Raw genomic sequence first — 14,809 nt, 5'->3', positions numbered from 1 at the left:
TCATGGCCCTCATGGCCGCCCGTGTCACCAGCCCCTCCCACAGAGAGGTCGGTCGCCAACGGTTGGGGCGATCTCAGATCGCGAACTTCTTCGCCAGGGCGTCCGGCCGCAGCGAGTCGTAGTCCTCGAACGGCTGATGGATCCAGGGGCTGGTCGTCAGCAACTCGACGTAATAGTCCGGCGTGTAGGTCGAGACATTCTTCGTCCAGATCACGGCCGAGCGCAGTTCCTTGATCGATGGCATACCACGCAGCCGCTCAACCACGGCCTTCAGCGTCACGCCCGAATCTGCCAGGTCATCCACCAGCAGCACCCGGCCCGCCAGTTCGCCCTTGGGCATGGTGATGTACTTGGCAATGTCCAGGCGGCCCTGGATGGTGCCGGCTTCCGCCCGGTAGGAGCTGGTCGACATGATGCCCAGCGGCTTGTCGAATACCCGCGACAGCACGTCGCCAGGACGCATGCCACCACGTGCCAGGCACAGGATCTGATCGAATTCCCAGCCCGAAGCGTGCACCTTCAATGCCAGGCGTTCGATCAGCAAGTGGTATTCGTCCCACGACACATACAGATGCTTGCCGTCGTCGGTCAACATGGGGAGGGCTCCTCAGAGAAACAGATAGAGAAAGGGGAAAAAGGCTCAGGCCTTGAACGGATGCTGCAGCAGGATGGTGTGATCCCGGTCCGGACCGGTGGACACCATGGCGATCGGCGCGCCGATCACCTCTTCCACCCGCTTCAGGTAGGCAATGGCATTGGCCGGCAGGGCATTCCAGTCGGTCACGCCAAAGGTGCTTTCGGTCCAGCCGGGGAAGACCTCATAGATGGGCTTGCAGGCGACGATGTCGTCGGCGTCCAGCGGCAGGATGTCGATGCGCTTGCCGTTGAGTTCGTACCCAACGCACATATTGACCTCCTTGAGGCCGTCCAGCACATCCAGCTTGGTCAGGCACAGGCCGGTGATGCCGTTGATGATGATGGAGCGCTTCAGCGCAGCCGCATCCAGCCAGCCGCAACGGCGCGCACGCCCGGTGACCGTGCCTCGCTCCTGGCCCACCGTGGAGAGATGGTGGCCGACGGTGCCGGGGTTCTCCCAATCCAGCTCGGTCGGGAAAGGACCCGAACCCACGCGAGTGGCATAGGCCTTGGTGATGCCCAGCATGTAGTGCAGCATCTGCGGGCCCACGCCCGCGCCGGCGGCCGCATTGCCCGCCACGCAGTTGCTGGAGGTCACATACGGGTAGGTGCCGTGGTCGATATCCAGCAGCGTGCCCTGTGCGCCTTCGAACAGGATGTTGTGGCCCGCCTGATGCGCCTTGTGCAGCAGGTAGCCCACGTCGGCCATCATCGGCTTGATCTGATCGGCCAGCGACATGGCGTGGTCGAAGATCGGCTGGAATTCCAGCGCCTTGCTGCCCAGGTAGCCAGCCAGCGCCACGTTGTGCAGGTCCAGCAGTTCCTTGAGCTTCTTGGCAAAGCGCTCCGGGTGCTTCAGGTCCTGCACGCGCAAGGCGCGACGGGCCACCTTGTCTTCATAGGCCGGGCCGATGCCCTTGCCGGTGGTACCGATCTTGCCGCTGCCGCTGCTTTCGCGCAGCGCTTCACGGGCGCGATCCACCTCGACGTGGAAGGGCATGATCAGGGGGCAGGATTCGCTGATGAACAGGCGCGAACGGACTTCCACGCCGGCCTTTTCCAGGCGCTCGATCTCGGACAGCAGGTGGGTGGGGTCCAACACCACACCGTTGCCGATGTAGCAGGCCACGCCGTCACGCATGATGCCGGAGGGGATCAGTTGCAGGGCCGTCTTGACGCCCTTGATCACCAGCGTGTGGCCGGCATTGTGGCCACCCTGGAAACGCACCACGCCTTCGGCGTGATCCGTCAGCCAGTCCACGACCTTGCCCTTGCCCTCGTCACCCCATTGGGTGCCGACGACCACCACGTTGCGGCCGCGCGCGATCTCACTGCTTTGCATGTTGTTCATCCGATGAAGAGGTTGTTGGTGGGGAGCGGCGCTTACAGCGCACGCAGCACCCATTGACCGCTGGTGTTCACCAGCTCGCGGTCGCATTCGAATTCGTCGTTCTCGTGCTCATGGCCCGGCAGGACGCAGACCACGGTCTCGCCCTGCTCCCGCAGCCGGCGAATGGCCGCCCGCAGATCAGGGGCCTGGCCCCAGGGCGCGCGCACCGCCGCCCGGAGCTCGGTGGCGGCGATCAGCCCCACCAGGGTCTTGAGGTCCAGGCTGAAGCCAACGGCGGGACGACGGCGGCCGAACACGGCCCCCACTTCGTCATAACGGCCGCCACGCAGCACCGCATCGCTGCAGCCTTGCGCATACAGCGCGAAACGCACACCGCTGTAGTAGGCATAGCCCGGCAGATCAGCCAGATCCAGGCCGATCCGCACGTCGGGGTAGCTGGCGCGCAGGTGGCGCACCAGCCAATCCAGGTCATCCAGCGCGGCCGTGATGAGCGGATGCCGGGGCAGACGCTCGCGCGCCTGGCTCAGCAGCTCCACCCCGCCATACAGGCCCAGCAGGGTCTGCAAGCCTTCGATGACCGAGGGGGGAAGCTCGCCGGAGAACGAAGCCACGCCGCCAGCATCCTTGGCGGCCATGGCGGCCACGAGGGCGTCCAGACGGTCTTCGTCCAGCGCGTGCTCCCCCAGGACGCCACGCACGAGACGAGCGTCTCCCAGATCCAGCGTGATGCCCTGCAGTTGGGCGCGGTGCATGACGTCCAGGGCCAGTTCCTGGACTTCCAGGTCGGCTTCCAGGCCGGCGTGGCCGTAGATTTCGACGCCGAACTGCAGCGGTTCACGGGTGGCGGTCAGTCCCTCCGCACGGGTGTGCAGCACGGGGCCGCAGTAGCACAGCCGGGTCACGCCTTCACGGTTAAGCAGGTGCGCATCGATACGCGCCACCTGGGGCGTGGTGTCCGCCCGCAAGCCGAGGCTACGGCCGGAAAGCTGGTCCACGAGCTTGAAGGTCTTGAGATCCAGTGCCTGGCCGGTACCCGACAGCAACGAGTCCAGGTGCTCCAGCATAGGAGGCATCACCAGCTCGCAACCGTAGGTCCGGGCCATATCCAGCAGATCACGACGCAATTCTTCAATGCGGCGAGCCTGGGAAGGCAGGACGTCAGCAATGTGCTCGGGCAGCAGCCAAGCAGAGGCCATGGACGTTCAGGGAGGGGGTTAAAAACGGCATTGTACCGGGGTCGAGCGAAGCCGGAACCGCCGACCGCGCATGCTGGGGTCATCCACCGAGAACCTGGACAGGCTCCCGGCGGTATTTCCACACGGTTCAGCCCCAGACCAGCACCAGCAGCACCACCCCGCAGGCCACGCTGGCCAAGCCGATGAAGCGGATCTGGCCGTCGCTCAGTGCCAACAGCTTGTTGAAGAAGTCGCGCCAGGCAGACGGGTTCAGAAAGGGCATCAGCCCTTCCGCCACCAGCATCAACGCCAGCGCCGCCAGCCAGGTGTTGCCGTTCATGGAGGGGGTCAGGCGCAGGCACCTCCCGGTGCCTGCCTGGTCCTTTTGAGGTTTTTGCCCGGACTCAGCGTCTGGGCGTGGGGCTCAAGGCCCGTCATTAAGGCCCGCGACAAAGCCTGTGATCAACACCCGTTACTTGCGCGGCGCGGCCGGTGCCGCACTGGCGCCCGCCCCCCGCATCGCCTTGAAGAAGTCGGACGACGGGTCCACGACGATCACGTCGCTCTTCTTGCGGAAGGACGACCGGTAGGCTTCGAGCGAGCGGTAGAACTGCGCGAAGTTGGGATCGCGGCCAAAAGCCTCCGCATACAGCACCGATGCCTTGGCATCGCCCTCACCCATGATCTTCTGGGCATCGCGATAGGCCTCAGCCAGGATGATGTCCTGCTGCTTGTCAGCGTCTGCCTTGATCTTTTCGCCTTCGGCCGCGCCGGTCGCACGGAGTTCGTTGGCCACGCGCGAGCGCTCCGACTTCATCCGGTTGTAGACCGACTCGGTGATGGTGGGCGAGAAGTCCACGCGCTTGACACGCACGTCCACGATCTCGATGCCGAACTGCTTGGCCTCTTCTTCCAGACGCTTGCGCACGTCGTTCATGACCTTCTCACGCTCGGTCGCCAGCACGGCACGCACGGTGCGGCGGGTGACTTCCTCGTTGAGTGCGGCCTGCACGATGGGGCTCAGGCGGGTTTCAAGGTTGCGCATGGACGTGCCGCTGTTGCGGATGAACTGTTTGGCATCCACGATGCGCCACTTCACCAGCCAGTCGATCACCAGGCTCTTCTTCTCAGCCGTGAAGATGGGGCGGGTGTCCGGGCTGTCCAGCGTCTGGATGCGACGGTCCAGGAAGATGACGTTCTGCAGCGGGGGCGGCAGCTTGAACTTCAGCCCCGGCTCTGTCACGACTTCCTTGATCTCGCCCAGCGAGTACACAACGGCGAACTGGCGCTGGTCCACCACGAACAGGGTGGAACTGGCCACCATGAAGATGATCAGCAGGCCGAGGACGACGGAAACGATGCGATTCATTGTGTGGTGCTCCCCTTCGTTCAACGGCCGTCGCGGTCGCGGCTGCGCAGGTTCTCGCGCGAGCGGACGTCAGGGGTCAGCACGGTGCTGCCTCCCGTTGTCGGATCTTGCGGGGCGATGGGTGTGGGCGTGCTGGTGGTCACCGAGCCGGACCCCTGCTGCTGCACCAGCTTGTCCAGCGGGAGGTACAACAGGTTGGAGTTATTGCGGCTGTCCACCATCACCTTGGTGACGTTGGTGTACACCTCGCGCATGGCATCGATGTAGAGCCGGTCACGGGTCACGCCGGGGGCGCGCTGGTATTCGGTCAACACGCTGCGGAAGCGGTCGGCGTCACCTTCGGCGGTGGACACCACCTTGGCGCGATAACCCTCGGCTTCTTCGCGCACACGCGCCGCCTGGCCCTGGGCCCGCGGAATCACGTTGTTGGCGTAGGCTTCGCCCTCGTTCTTCAGACGCTCGCGGTCTGCCGTGGCACGGAAGGCGTCGTCGAAGGCGGCCTGCACCGGTTCCGGCGGCTGCACGCCGTTCACGTTGACGTTGATGACCTGGATGCCGGTCTTCAGACGGTCCAGCTGAACCTGGATGGACTTGCTGAGGTCGATGGCGATGGCGTCGCGCTGTTCGTACAGCACGGAGTCCATGGTGCTGCGCCCCACGATCTCGCGCACGGCCGACTCGGAGGCCTGCACCACCGCTTCGTTGGCATCGACGTTCTCGAACAGGTAGTCGCGGGAGTCCTTCAGGCGGTATTGCACCGTGAAGCGGATATCCACGATGTTTTCGTCCTGCGTGAGCATGGACGAATCCTTCAGGCCGGTGGTGGCCCCCTGGCTGCGGCCCACTTCCACGGATTGCAGCTGGGTGAAGGACACCACCTCATGCGCCTGGAACGGGTACGGCAGGCGGTACTGGATACCGGCATCCACCGTGCGGCTGTACTTGCCGAAGGACGTGATCACGCCCTGCTGGCCTTCCTGGACGATGAACACGCCGCTGGCCAGCCAGCCCAGCACGACCACGCCGATCACCAGGCTGATGCCGATGCTCGCGCCGCGCATGTCGGGCTGGAAGTTGTTGCCACCGCCGGAACTGCCGCCGCCGTTGTTGCCGCTGTTGCCATCATTGCCACCGCGCCCACCGAACAGGCGGGAGAGCTTGCGGTTGAAGTCGCGCCAGAGTTCGTCCAGGTCGGGCGGGCCTTCGTTGCGGCCGTTGCTCATCCACAGGCCCACCCAACGGCGCAAGCGCCCTCCGACCCGGGAGCCTCCCTGGGGCGACCGGCCATGGCCGGCGGGCATGCTGTTGTCTTGGTTCATACGCATCCTGGTGAGGAAGTCTTGTTGCAAGTATCGGGCATCAATGAGGTTGTTCGCCCCGATCATGCCCTGAGGCGTCCTTCGGTTCGGGGAGATCGTGGGTCAGGTCTTGCTGAACCTCGCTGCTATCGTCGATGTGATTGCCGATGTGATCGCCAATGTACTCGTCAGTCTCGCCGTCGGTATCCTCGACGGCCTGCCCAGCATATTCAGGCACCGGTGCCGCCTGCATCAGCGAGGCAATCATCGCGCGCAGCTGATCCAGGCCTTCGCCTCCGGCCGCGCTGACAAAGATGCGGGGCAGGCGCTGGCCGCCGTGCTCGCCGCCCAGGCGGGGCAGCCAGTCCTGCAGCTCGCGAGGACGCTGGGTGGGCTCCAGCAGGTCCAGCTTGTTGTAGACCAGGATCTGAGGGATGTGCTGGGCGCCGATTTCGGCCAGCACCCGCTCCACCTCCTCCATCTGCTCGGTCAGCACCGGGCTGGCGGCATCCACCACGTGCAGCAGCAGGTCGGCATCGGCCGCCTCCTGCAGGGTGGCCTTGAAGGCCTCCACCAGCTTGTGCGGCAGGTCGCGGATGAAGCCCACCGTGTCCGACAGCGATACGCTGCTACCCGCCTCCTCCAGGTAGAGGGAGCGGGTGGTCGTGTCCAGCGTGGCGAAGAGCTGGTTGGCGGCGTAGGCACGGGCCTTGGTCAGGGCGTTGAACAGCGTGCTCTTGCCCGCGTTGGTGTAGCCGACCAGGGAGACACGGAACACGCCGTTGCGCGCACGTGCTCGGCGCTGGGTGCTGCGCTGGCGCTCGACCTTCTTCAACCGCTCCTTGATGGTCTTGATGCGGTCGTCGATCATGCGGCGATCGAGCTCGATCTGGCGCTCGCCAGGGCCGCCGCGCATGCCGATACCGCCGCTTTGACGCTCCAGGTGACTCCAGCGCCGGACCAGCCGGGTGGCCAGGTATTGCAGCCGGGCCAGTTCGACCTGCAGCTTGCCTTCGAAACTCTGGGCCCGTGCCGCGAAGATCTCCAGGATGAGCGCGGTACGGTCCGCCACCGGCACGCCCAGGTGGCGTTCCAGGTTGCGTTGCTGGGCGGGGGAGATGGCCTGGTCGAACAGGACGGTGTGGGCGCCGAGGGCCTGCACCATCAGCTTGATTTCGTCCGCCTTGCCGGAGCCCACGAAGAGCGCCGCATCCGGGGCCTTGCGCTTGGCGACGATGCGCGCCACTGGCGTATCACCGGCGGACTCCGCCAGCAGGGCAAGTTCATCGAGGGTGGGGTCGAAGGCCGCATCACGGCCCAGGTCGACACCCACCAAAATGGCGCGCGCCGCCTCGGGGGGCGGCGACTGATGTGTTGGATCTTGGCTATTCAAGATGTATGAATGACGGGCAGCGTCCAGACGTCGAAGAAAAACACCGGAGAGAGGGTGCGCATCCGTAAGGGCATGCTCACCCCAACTCCACGTGACTTGAGGGCAAACGCGTCCAGATCAAGGCCCGGGTCAAGACTTGCAGTGACGCCAGTCCTGATCAGGGCGATCAGGTGGCTTCGCCGCTCTCGCCAGCGTGGAAGTTCACAGCACGGCCGGGCACCACGGTGGAGATGGCATGCTTGTAGACCATCTGCGTGACCGTATTGCGCAGCAGCACCACGTATTGGTCAAAAGACTCAATGTGGCCTTGCAGCTTGATACCGTTGACCAAATAAATGGACACCGGCACGTGCTCCTTGCGCAGCAGGTTCAAGAAGGGGTCTTGCAAGAGTTGTCCTTTGTTGCTCACGATATGCTCCGTGTTGTGAGGGAGAGAGAAGGTGTTGGAACCCGGACCTTATCACAGGCCCGGCACAGGCTCGGGTTTCCCCGGACTGACGGATTGTCAGGTTTCGTCGGCAAACGGATTCTTGGACGAGCGCATCTCGATGCGCATGGGCGTCCCGATCAGCTTGTAGTGGTCGCGGATGCGGCCTTCCAGATAGCGCTTGTAGACGTCGCTGACATGCTCCAGCGAGTTGCCGTGGATGACCACGATGGGCGGGTTCATCCCCCCTTGGTGGGCGTAACGCAGCTTGGGACGGAAGGTGCCGGCGCGCTTGGGCTGCTGGTGCTCCACCGCCTCATGCACCAGGCGGGTCAGCACCGGCGTGGTCATCTTGCGGTAGGCGGACGAATACGCGTCGGCCAGCGACTTCCACAGCGGGCCCAGGCCCTGGCGCTTCAGCGCCGAGATGTGCAGGATGGGCGCAAAACGCAGGAAGCCCAGGCGGGTCTGGATCTGGCGTTCCAGGGTCTCGCGCTGGTAGCTGTCCACCGCGTCCCATTTGTTGATGGCCACCACCACCGCACGGCCGCTTTCCAGGATGTAGCCGGCAATGTGGGCGTCCTGGTCGGTGACGCCCTGGGTGGCGTCGATCAGCAGCAGCACGACGTTGGCATCCGCAATGGCCTGCAGCGTCTTGACCACCGAGAACTTCTCGATCGCTTCGAACACCTTGCCCTTGCGGCGCAGGCCGGCGGTGTCGATCAACTTGAACTTCTGGCCGTTGCGCTCGAAGTCCACACTGATGGCGTCGCGGGTGGTGCCCGGCATGTCGAACGCCACCAGGCGCTCCTCACCCAGCCAGGTGTTGATCAGCGTGCTCTTGCCCACGTTGGGGCGGCCCGCCACCGCCAGGCGGATGACATCAGGCTTGTCGGTCTCTTCGGGGTCGAACTCTTCGCCCTCTTCCGTCTCGAAACCTTCCAGCGCAGCTTCCAGCAGGCTGCGGATGCCCTGGCCGTGCGCGGCGGAGACAGGATGAGGCTCGCCCATGCCCAGCTCGTGGAACTCGGCCAGCAGCGGGGAGTCCTGCATGCCTTCGGCCTTGTTGACCGCGAGCAGCACCCGCTTGTTGCATTGGCGCAGGTAGCGGGCGATGTCCTGGTCCTGCCCGGACAGGCCGTTGCGCACGTCCAGCACGAAGATGACCGTATCCGCCTCGGCCACGGCCTGGCGGGTCTGCTTGGCCATTTCCTTGACGATGCCGGTGGAGCTGTCCGGCTCGAAGCCGCCGGTATCGACGACGATGTACTCGCGATCGCCCAGGCGGCCGTCGCCGTAGTGGCGGTCGCGTGTGAGGCCGGCAAAGTCCGCGACGATGGCGTCACGGCTCTTCGTCAGCCGGTTGAACAGGGTGGACTTGCCCACATTGGGGCGGCCCACCAGGGCAATCACTGGTTTCATCAATCAGTCCTGGCGCAGGGCATACAAGCGGCCGCTGCGGGTGGCGATCAGCACGACATTGCCCAGGCGCACGGGCGCAGCCGCCACGCCGGAGCTGTCGGTGGCCAGACGCTGGATGGTCTGGCCCTTGTCGCGGGAAAGGAAGTGCACATAGCCTTCGCTGTCACCGAAGATGACCGATTTCTCGGTCACCAGCGGTGCGCTGAGCTTGCGGTTCTGGAATTGGTCAGCCGTCCAGATCACGTCGCCGGAGGTGGTGCCCCAGGCGGAGATGCGGTCGGAGCCATCGGCGGCCACGGTCATGGTGGCATCGCTGCTCACGCCCTGGGTGCCGCCGACATTGCGGGTCCAGATGGCGGAACCACGATCGGCGTTGATGCAGCCCACGGCGGATTGGAAGGCACGGGCGCAAAAGGTGGCGTTGTCACGCCCCATCGGGCCCACCAGATCGGCCAGGCGCTCCACCTCGTTGGTGCCACGCGGGTTGGAAATGGTGGCTTCCCACTGCAGCGTGCCGCGCAGCGGATCCACGCCGGCCAGGCGGGGCCCCTGGGCCACGACCAGCGTGTTCTGGTAGGCGCCGATCACGCCCGGCTGCTTGAGCGTGAGCGGCTCGCCAGGACGGCGCAGCTCCCACAGCTTGCGGCCGTCCAGCACGTCATAGGCCTGCACCACCCGGTCCAGGGTCAGCACAAAGACACGTTCACCGGCCACGAAGGGCGCGGTGATGACCGGAATGGTCAACGTCTTGCGCCACAGCACCTTGGTGCCTTCGTTGACCACCAGCTCGTTGTCGCGGGTCACGGCGGCGGCATAACGGCCATCGCTGCCCACACCGGCGCTCAGGCCCTTGCCCAGGTCTACGCGCCACAGGGCGCTACCGTTCTCGGCGGACAGGGCGGTGACCACCCCATCGGTGCCCGCCACGACAAACTGGTCGTTGACAGCCACCACCGACAGCGGGAACTTGACGCTGTCCACACGCGCTTCCCAGGCCACACGGGCGTTCAGGGCAGGCGTGAAGGTTTCCAGCGGCGCCGGCTTGACGTCCTTGGAGCTGCTGAACAGTGAGCAGCCGCCGAGCACGGCCACAGAGGCCATCGCGGCGACCACCACGGCGGCATTCGCTGCGGCATTCACGGCGGTCTTCACGGCTTGACGCAGGGCCCCACGCATGGTCCCACCCAACACTTCAGGCATCAGCGGACGGACGATGCTCATGGGGCGGCCCCCTTGTTGGCATCGGCGTCCACCGCCACGCCCAGGCTCGCCAGCTTCACTTCCACCAGGCGGCGGTAGTCCAACTGCTTGTCCATGCCGTCATAGGCCTTCTTGAATTCGACCTTGGCCTGGTCCGGCTTGTTCTGCAGCAGGGCCAGGTCGCCACGGCGGTCGGCCACCAGGGGCGCAAAGTCCGAACCCTTGACGCCATCCAGCGTCTTGCCGGCTTCGTCCAGTTGCTTGGCATCCATCTGCAGGGCCGCCAGGCGCAGGCGGGCGATATCGGCATAAGCCGGCTCGCTGGCATTGGCGGTGGCCCAGGCCAGCGAGGCCTTGGCCTCGTCCGTCTTGCCCTTGTCCAGTTGCAGCTTGGCGGTCAGCAGCGCACCCTGGGCGGCATAGGCCGTGGAGCTGTAGTTCTTCTGCAGCTGAGCCCAGAGACCCTGGCCACCGTTCAGGTCGCCATTCTTGGCCGCGCGCTCCAGCTGCACGAACAGCACCGAGGCTTCGGCGCCCTTGTTGCGCTGCCAGATGTTCCAACCGACCCAGCCGGCGTAACCCAGCAGGCACACGGTCAACACCCAGACGATGGCATTGCCCCAGCGGTTCCAGAACGCCTTGAGCTGCTCCAACTGTTCCTGTTCTTCGAGATCGAGATGAGACGCCATGAGAGGGAAGTCGGTTGAATGTGCAAAAGCCGCGATTATGCGGCGCGGAGTTCGTCAGCCCAGTCGGCGACTTGGTAAAGCGATCGGGTGACCTGCTCACCCTCGTCGGCGCGCAGCGGCTTGACCGCCACTTCGCCACGGGCCAGTTCGTCCGGGCCAAAGATCAGCGCAAATCGCGCGCCGCTGCTGTCGGCCTTCTTGAATTGGGACCTCATGCTGCCCTGACCGGGATGCATGACCACCGAAACGCCTGCTTCGCGCAGGGCCTCCAACGCCACCAACACCTTGGGAAGTCCTTCGGCCGACGGGATGATGGCGTAGGCGTCCGGTGCCGGTGGGGGGGGCAGCGTGCCCACCTCCTCCAGCAGCAGCAGCATGCGCTCGATACCCATGCCGAAACCGACCGCCGGGGCAGGCTTGCCGCCCAGTTGTTCGATCAGGTAGTCATACCGGCCGCCGCCGCAGATGGTGCCCTGCGAGCCCAGGCGGGTGGTGACCCACTCAAACACGGTGAGGTTGTAGTAATCCAGCCCACGGACCAGGCGCGGATTGACCTGATAGGCCACACCGGCTTCATCCAGGATCGCGCGCACGCCATTGAAGTGCGCCAGTGACGATTCACCCAGGAAGTCCAGCAGCTTGGGCGCGTTGTTGGCCATGTCCTGCATGGCAGGATTTTTGGTGTCCAGCACACGCAGCGGGTTGCTGTGCAGGCGGCGCTTGCCGTCTTCGTCCAGCAGGTCCTGGTGCTGCTCCAGGTAGGCGATCAGCGCTTCGCGGTGGGCGCGACGCTCGTCGGGCTCACCCAGGCAGTTGAGCTCCAGCTGGAAATGATCGCCCTGCACCAGGCCCAGCTCGCGCAGCAGCCGGCTGCCCATCAGGATCACCTCGGCATCCACGTCCGGGCCGGCAAAGCCGAGCGCTTCCACGCCCATCTGGTGGAACTGGCGGTATCGACCCTTCTGGGGCTTTTCGCGGCGGAACATCGGGCCGAAATAGTAGAGGCGGCGGCCGGAGTCACGCAGGAAGGAATGCTCGGTCATGGCGCGCACCACCCCGGCCGTCATTTCCGGGCGCAGTGCCAGGTGTTCGGCCTGGCCGTGCTTGTCCGCGCGGTCTTCGAAGGCGTACATCTCCTTCTCGACGATGTCGGTCACCTCGCCGATGCCCCGGACAAACAGGGCCGTGGGCTCGACGATGGGGGTGCGCACGTTCTGGTAGCCATAACGCTGCAGCACGCTGCGCATCTTGGCCTCCAGCCATTCCCAGCGCGCCGATTCCGGCGGCAGGATGTCGTTCATGCCCTTGACGGCTTGCAAGGGCGGGAGCTTCTTGGCGTCTGTCATGGAAAGCGCGGTCTCAGCGACCGCCGAAGCGTTTTTCGATGTAGTTTTCGACCAGGGCGTGGAACTCGCCGGCGATGTTGTCGCCGCGCAGGGTCAGCGCCTTCTGGCCGTCGATGAAGACGGGCGCCGCTGGCGCCTCGCCATTGCCGGGCAGGCTGATGCCGATGTCGGCATGCTTGCTTTCGCCGGGACCGTTGACGATGCACCCCATCACGGCCACCTTCATGTTCTCGACACCCGCGTACTTGCCACGCCAGACCGGCATCTGGGCCCGCAGGAAATCATCGATCTGCTTGGCCAGCTCCTGGAAGGTGGTGCTGGTGGTGCGTCCACAGCCCGGGCAGGCGGTGACGCTGGGGTTGAAGGCGCGCAGGCCCAGGGCCTGGAGGATCTCCAGAGCCACCACGACTTCCTGCGTGCGGGCCTCACCGGGCTGCGGCGTCAGGGAGACACGGATGGTGTCGCCGATGCCTTCTTGCAGCAGCACCGACAGCGCGGCGGCAGAGGCCACCGTGCCCTTGGTGGCCATGCCGGCCTCGGTCAGGCCCAGGTGCAGCGCGTAATCGCAGCGGCGGGCCAGCGCGCGGTAGACCGAGATCAGGTCCTGCACACCGCTGACCTTGCAGCTGATGATGATGTTGTCGGGATTCATGCCCAGCTCCCGGGCATAGCTGGCCGAGCTCAGCGCGGACTGGATCAGTGCCTGGTACATGACCTGCTTGCCATCCCAGGGCTGCGCCCGACGGGCGTTCTCATCCATCATCTGGGCGAGCAACTCCTGGTCCAGGCTGCCCCAGTTCACGCCGATGCGCACGACCTTGTCGTACTGCACGGCCGCCTCGATCATCTGGGCGAACTGGCGGTCCTTCTTGTCGCCCTTGCCGACGTTGCCGGGGTTGATGCGGTACTTGCTGAGCGCCTGGGCCATGGCCGGGTGCTCGGTGAGCAGGCGGTGGCCGTTGTAGTGGAAGTCGCCCACCAGCGGCACGTTGATACCCATGCGGTCCAGCTGGTCACGGATGTGCGGCACGGCGTCCGCCGCTTCCGGCGTGTTCACGGTGATGCGCACCAGCTCGGAGCCGGCGACCGCCAGCTCCTTGATCTGGATAGCCGTTTCGATGACATCCACGGTGTCCGTGTTGGTCATCGATTGCACCCGGACCGGCGCGTCCCCACCGATGCTCACCACATGGTCGCCCCAGCGCACCTGCGCCTGGCGGGTGAGCCGCCTGGTCGGCGCTGCGGCCGCGATGAGATCGCCGGCATGGCTGGCGTCATTGACGCCGGAAGAGAGGGAGGTGGAGGCTTGGTCCATGGTCATGCAGATCGTGATTGGAGGGTGGCTGGTGCGGCGGCCTCCCTCACCCTCAGTTCAGTTCCAGTCGCGCCACGTTGTCACGTGCTCGGGAGGCCAGGTCCACGGGCTTGCCGCGGAACACCAGTTCAGTACCTGAAACATTGCCAACGCGCAGCTTCAACGGCGCCGTGCCGTTCAGATCCACTTGCTCACCGCTGCGCAACAGGCGCGACAGCAGCATCTGGCCTTGGTGGTCCACCACTTCCACCCAGGTATCGGCGGTGGCGCGAACGCGCAGCAGGCCATGGCCTGCGGGTGCGGCGGACGTGGTGGCGGGCGTGGCGGCCACGCCGGCGGTGCCGGCCCTTGCTACCGGTGAGGTCTCGGGGGCGGGCGTCTGTGCAGCAGGCGGGGCGTTCGGAGAGGTCGCGGCAGCGCCAGCGGTGACGGGCGCGGGGGCTGGCGCTTGTGCTGGCGTTTGTGCCGTTTGTGCCGTTTGCGCCGGCGTTTGTGCAGCCGTTGTACCCGCCGCCCCCGTTGTCGCCGGCGCTTGCTGGGCCATCGCGGGTGTCTGGGATGAGCCCAACGCCGTGGCCGGGTCCTGCGCCGCCGGGCTGGCATCGGCCGTCACTGGGGCCGATGACGGCACGGACGGAGCCTCCACCTGCAGCGGCTCGGTCGTGGCACCCGTCTGGACGCTCGTGTCAGGCTCGCGATGAAAACGCCGGGTCAGGTCGTCCACCACGCTGGCGGGCACCAGGTAGACCGCCAGGGCGGCCAGCAGCAAGGCCGCGCCCCCCCACAGCACCGGGCTCTTGAGCAGCGCGGTCGAGATGATCGGTTCCTGACTGGAGGCGCGCTCGCGGAAGGGCTGATTGAGCCCCGGCGTCACCCGGTCCAGCGACGCTTCGTTGCCACCGCGCGGCAACATGGCCAGCACCGGTTCGGCATCGATCTTGAGCACCCGGCACATCGAGCGGGCCAATGCCCGCGCAAAGGTGGCGTCAGGCAGCTCGTGATAGCGGTCGGCTTCCAGCGCCTCCAGTTTGGACTGGGGCACCTTCAGCGTGGCTGCCAACGCGGCGATATGCAGACCACGGGCCTCACGCGCACGGCGCAAGGCCGCACCGGCCGTCACTTCGTTGCGGATCCCGGCGTCCAGGACCGCAGGCGCCTCATCGGCCGCCGTGGATGTCATGCGATGTC

At 65.7% G+C, this 14,809-nt stretch carries 14 protein-coding genes; all 14 read right to left on the bottom strand.

Annotation, left to right across the window (positions count from 1 at the left end; genetic code table 11):
- Positions 1-73: 73 nt before the first annotated feature.
- Complete coding sequence (locus tag BMY53_RS18770; RefSeq protein WP_092948022.1) at positions 74-595, bottom strand: phosphoribosyltransferase; 522 nt, start codon at positions 593-595, stop codon at positions 74-76.
- 45 nt (positions 596-640) lie between these two features.
- The gene (locus BMY53_RS18765; protein ID WP_404947891.1) at positions 641-1,987 is read right to left on the bottom strand and encodes an adenylosuccinate synthase; all 1,347 of its coding nucleotides are present in this window, start codon (positions 1,985-1,987) and stop codon (positions 641-643) included.
- Between the two features lie 32 nt (positions 1,988-2,019).
- On the bottom strand, positions 2,020-3,183 hold the full coding sequence (locus BMY53_RS18760) for an ATP phosphoribosyltransferase regulatory subunit (protein WP_092948021.1): 1,164 nt from the start codon (positions 3,181-3,183) through the stop codon (positions 2,020-2,022).
- 127 nt (positions 3,184-3,310) lie between these two features.
- On the bottom strand, positions 3,311-3,502 hold the full coding sequence (locus BMY53_RS18755) for a DUF2065 domain-containing protein (protein ID WP_092948020.1): 192 nt from the start codon (positions 3,500-3,502) through the stop codon (positions 3,311-3,313).
- Between the two features lie 132 nt (positions 3,503-3,634).
- On the bottom strand, positions 3,635-4,531 hold the full coding sequence (gene hflC, locus BMY53_RS18750) for a protease modulator HflC (RefSeq protein ID WP_092948019.1): 897 nt from the start codon (positions 4,529-4,531) through the stop codon (positions 3,635-3,637).
- 20 nt (positions 4,532-4,551) lie between these two features.
- On the bottom strand, positions 4,552-5,754 hold the full coding sequence (hflK, locus tag BMY53_RS18745; protein WP_255370289.1) for an FtsH protease activity modulator HflK: 1,203 nt from the start codon (positions 5,752-5,754) through the stop codon (positions 4,552-4,554).
- Between the two features lie 136 nt (positions 5,755-5,890).
- Positions 5,891-7,222, bottom strand: coding sequence for a GTPase HflX (gene hflX, locus BMY53_RS18740; protein WP_255370280.1), 1,332 nt, complete (start codon positions 7,220-7,222; stop codon positions 5,891-5,893).
- Positions 7,223-7,388: 166 nt separating this feature from the next.
- Entirely contained in the window at positions 7,389-7,631 is a 243-nt protein-coding gene (hfq, locus tag BMY53_RS18735; protein ID WP_092948017.1) for an RNA chaperone Hfq, read from the bottom strand.
- A gap of 96 nt (positions 7,632-7,727) precedes the next feature.
- The gene (gene der / locus BMY53_RS18730) at positions 7,728-9,071 is read right to left on the bottom strand and encodes a ribosome biogenesis GTPase Der (protein WP_092948016.1); all 1,344 of its coding nucleotides are present in this window, start codon (positions 9,069-9,071) and stop codon (positions 7,728-7,730) included.
- Between the two features lie 3 nt (positions 9,072-9,074).
- Complete coding sequence (bamB, locus tag BMY53_RS18725) at positions 9,075-10,292, bottom strand: outer membrane protein assembly factor BamB (RefSeq protein WP_255370279.1); 1,218 nt, start codon at positions 10,290-10,292, stop codon at positions 9,075-9,077.
- Positions 10,289-10,960 (bottom strand): YfgM family protein, encoded by a 672-nt coding sequence (locus BMY53_RS18720; RefSeq protein WP_092948015.1) that lies wholly within the window; start codon positions 10,958-10,960, stop codon positions 10,289-10,291. Before BMY53_RS18720 ends, bamB begins: the two co-directional genes overlap by 4 nt.
- A gap of 35 nt (positions 10,961-10,995) precedes the next feature.
- Positions 10,996-12,306 carry a histidine--tRNA ligase gene (gene hisS / locus BMY53_RS18715; protein ID WP_092948014.1) on the bottom strand — a complete coding sequence of 437 codons (1,311 nt, stop codon included), beginning with the start codon at positions 12,304-12,306 and terminating at the stop codon, positions 10,996-10,998.
- A 13-nt stretch (positions 12,307-12,319) separates the two neighbouring features.
- On the bottom strand, positions 12,320-13,627 hold the full coding sequence (gene ispG, locus BMY53_RS18710; protein ID WP_177200950.1) for a flavodoxin-dependent (E)-4-hydroxy-3-methylbut-2-enyl-diphosphate synthase: 1,308 nt from the start codon (positions 13,625-13,627) through the stop codon (positions 12,320-12,322).
- A gap of 46 nt (positions 13,628-13,673) precedes the next feature.
- On the bottom strand, positions 13,674-14,801 hold the full coding sequence (locus tag BMY53_RS18705; RefSeq protein WP_092948013.1) for a RodZ domain-containing protein: 1,128 nt from the start codon (positions 14,799-14,801) through the stop codon (positions 13,674-13,676).
- Positions 14,802-14,809: the final 8 nt, after the last annotated feature.

This window comes from Roseateles sp. YR242 (genome assembly GCF_900109745.1).
In the GTDB taxonomy this organism is placed as follows: domain Bacteria; phylum Pseudomonadota; class Gammaproteobacteria; order Burkholderiales; family Burkholderiaceae_C; genus Roseateles.
Note: the sequence above shows the minus strand (reverse complement) of the source record. Positions and strands in the feature narration are given on the sequence as shown.

What these genes read in the sequence shown, in the direction of transcription:
- hisS (WP_092948014.1), bottom strand. Translation starts at nt 12,306, where the DNA reads ATGACAGACGCCAAGAAGCTCCCGCCCTTGCAAGCCGTCAAGGGCATG.
- BMY53_RS18705 (WP_092948013.1), bottom strand. Translation starts at nt 14,801, where the DNA reads ATGACATCCACGGCGGCCGATGAGGCGCCTGCGGTCCTGGACGCCGGG.
- BMY53_RS18720 (WP_092948015.1), bottom strand. Translation starts at nt 10,960, where the DNA reads ATGGCGTCTCATCTCGATCTCGAAGAACAGGAACAGTTGGAGCAGCTC.
- BMY53_RS18760 (WP_092948021.1), bottom strand. Translation starts at nt 3,183, where the DNA reads ATGGCCTCTGCTTGGCTGCTGCCCGAGCACATTGCTGACGTCCTGCCT.
- BMY53_RS18765 (WP_404947891.1), bottom strand. Translation starts at nt 1,987, where the DNA reads ATGAACAACATGCAAAGCAGTGAGATCGCGCGCGGCCGCAACGTGGTG.
- ispG (WP_177200950.1), bottom strand. Translation starts at nt 13,627, where the DNA reads ATGACCATGGACCAAGCCTCCACCTCCCTCTCTTCCGGCGTCAATGAC.
- bamB (WP_255370279.1), bottom strand. Translation starts at nt 10,292, where the DNA reads ATGAGCATCGTCCGTCCGCTGATGCCTGAAGTGTTGGGTGGGACCATG.
- der (WP_092948016.1), bottom strand. Translation starts at nt 9,071, where the DNA reads ATGAAACCAGTGATTGCCCTGGTGGGCCGCCCCAATGTGGGCAAGTCC.
- hflC (WP_092948019.1), bottom strand. Translation starts at nt 4,531, where the DNA reads ATGAATCGCATCGTTTCCGTCGTCCTCGGCCTGCTGATCATCTTCATG.
- BMY53_RS18770 (WP_092948022.1), bottom strand. Translation starts at nt 595, where the DNA reads ATGTTGACCGACGACGGCAAGCATCTGTATGTGTCGTGGGACGAATAC.
- hflK (WP_255370289.1), bottom strand. Translation starts at nt 5,754, where the DNA reads ATGAGCAACGGCCGCAACGAAGGCCCGCCCGACCTGGACGAACTCTGG.
- BMY53_RS18755 (WP_092948020.1), bottom strand. Translation starts at nt 3,502, where the DNA reads ATGAACGGCAACACCTGGCTGGCGGCGCTGGCGTTGATGCTGGTGGCG.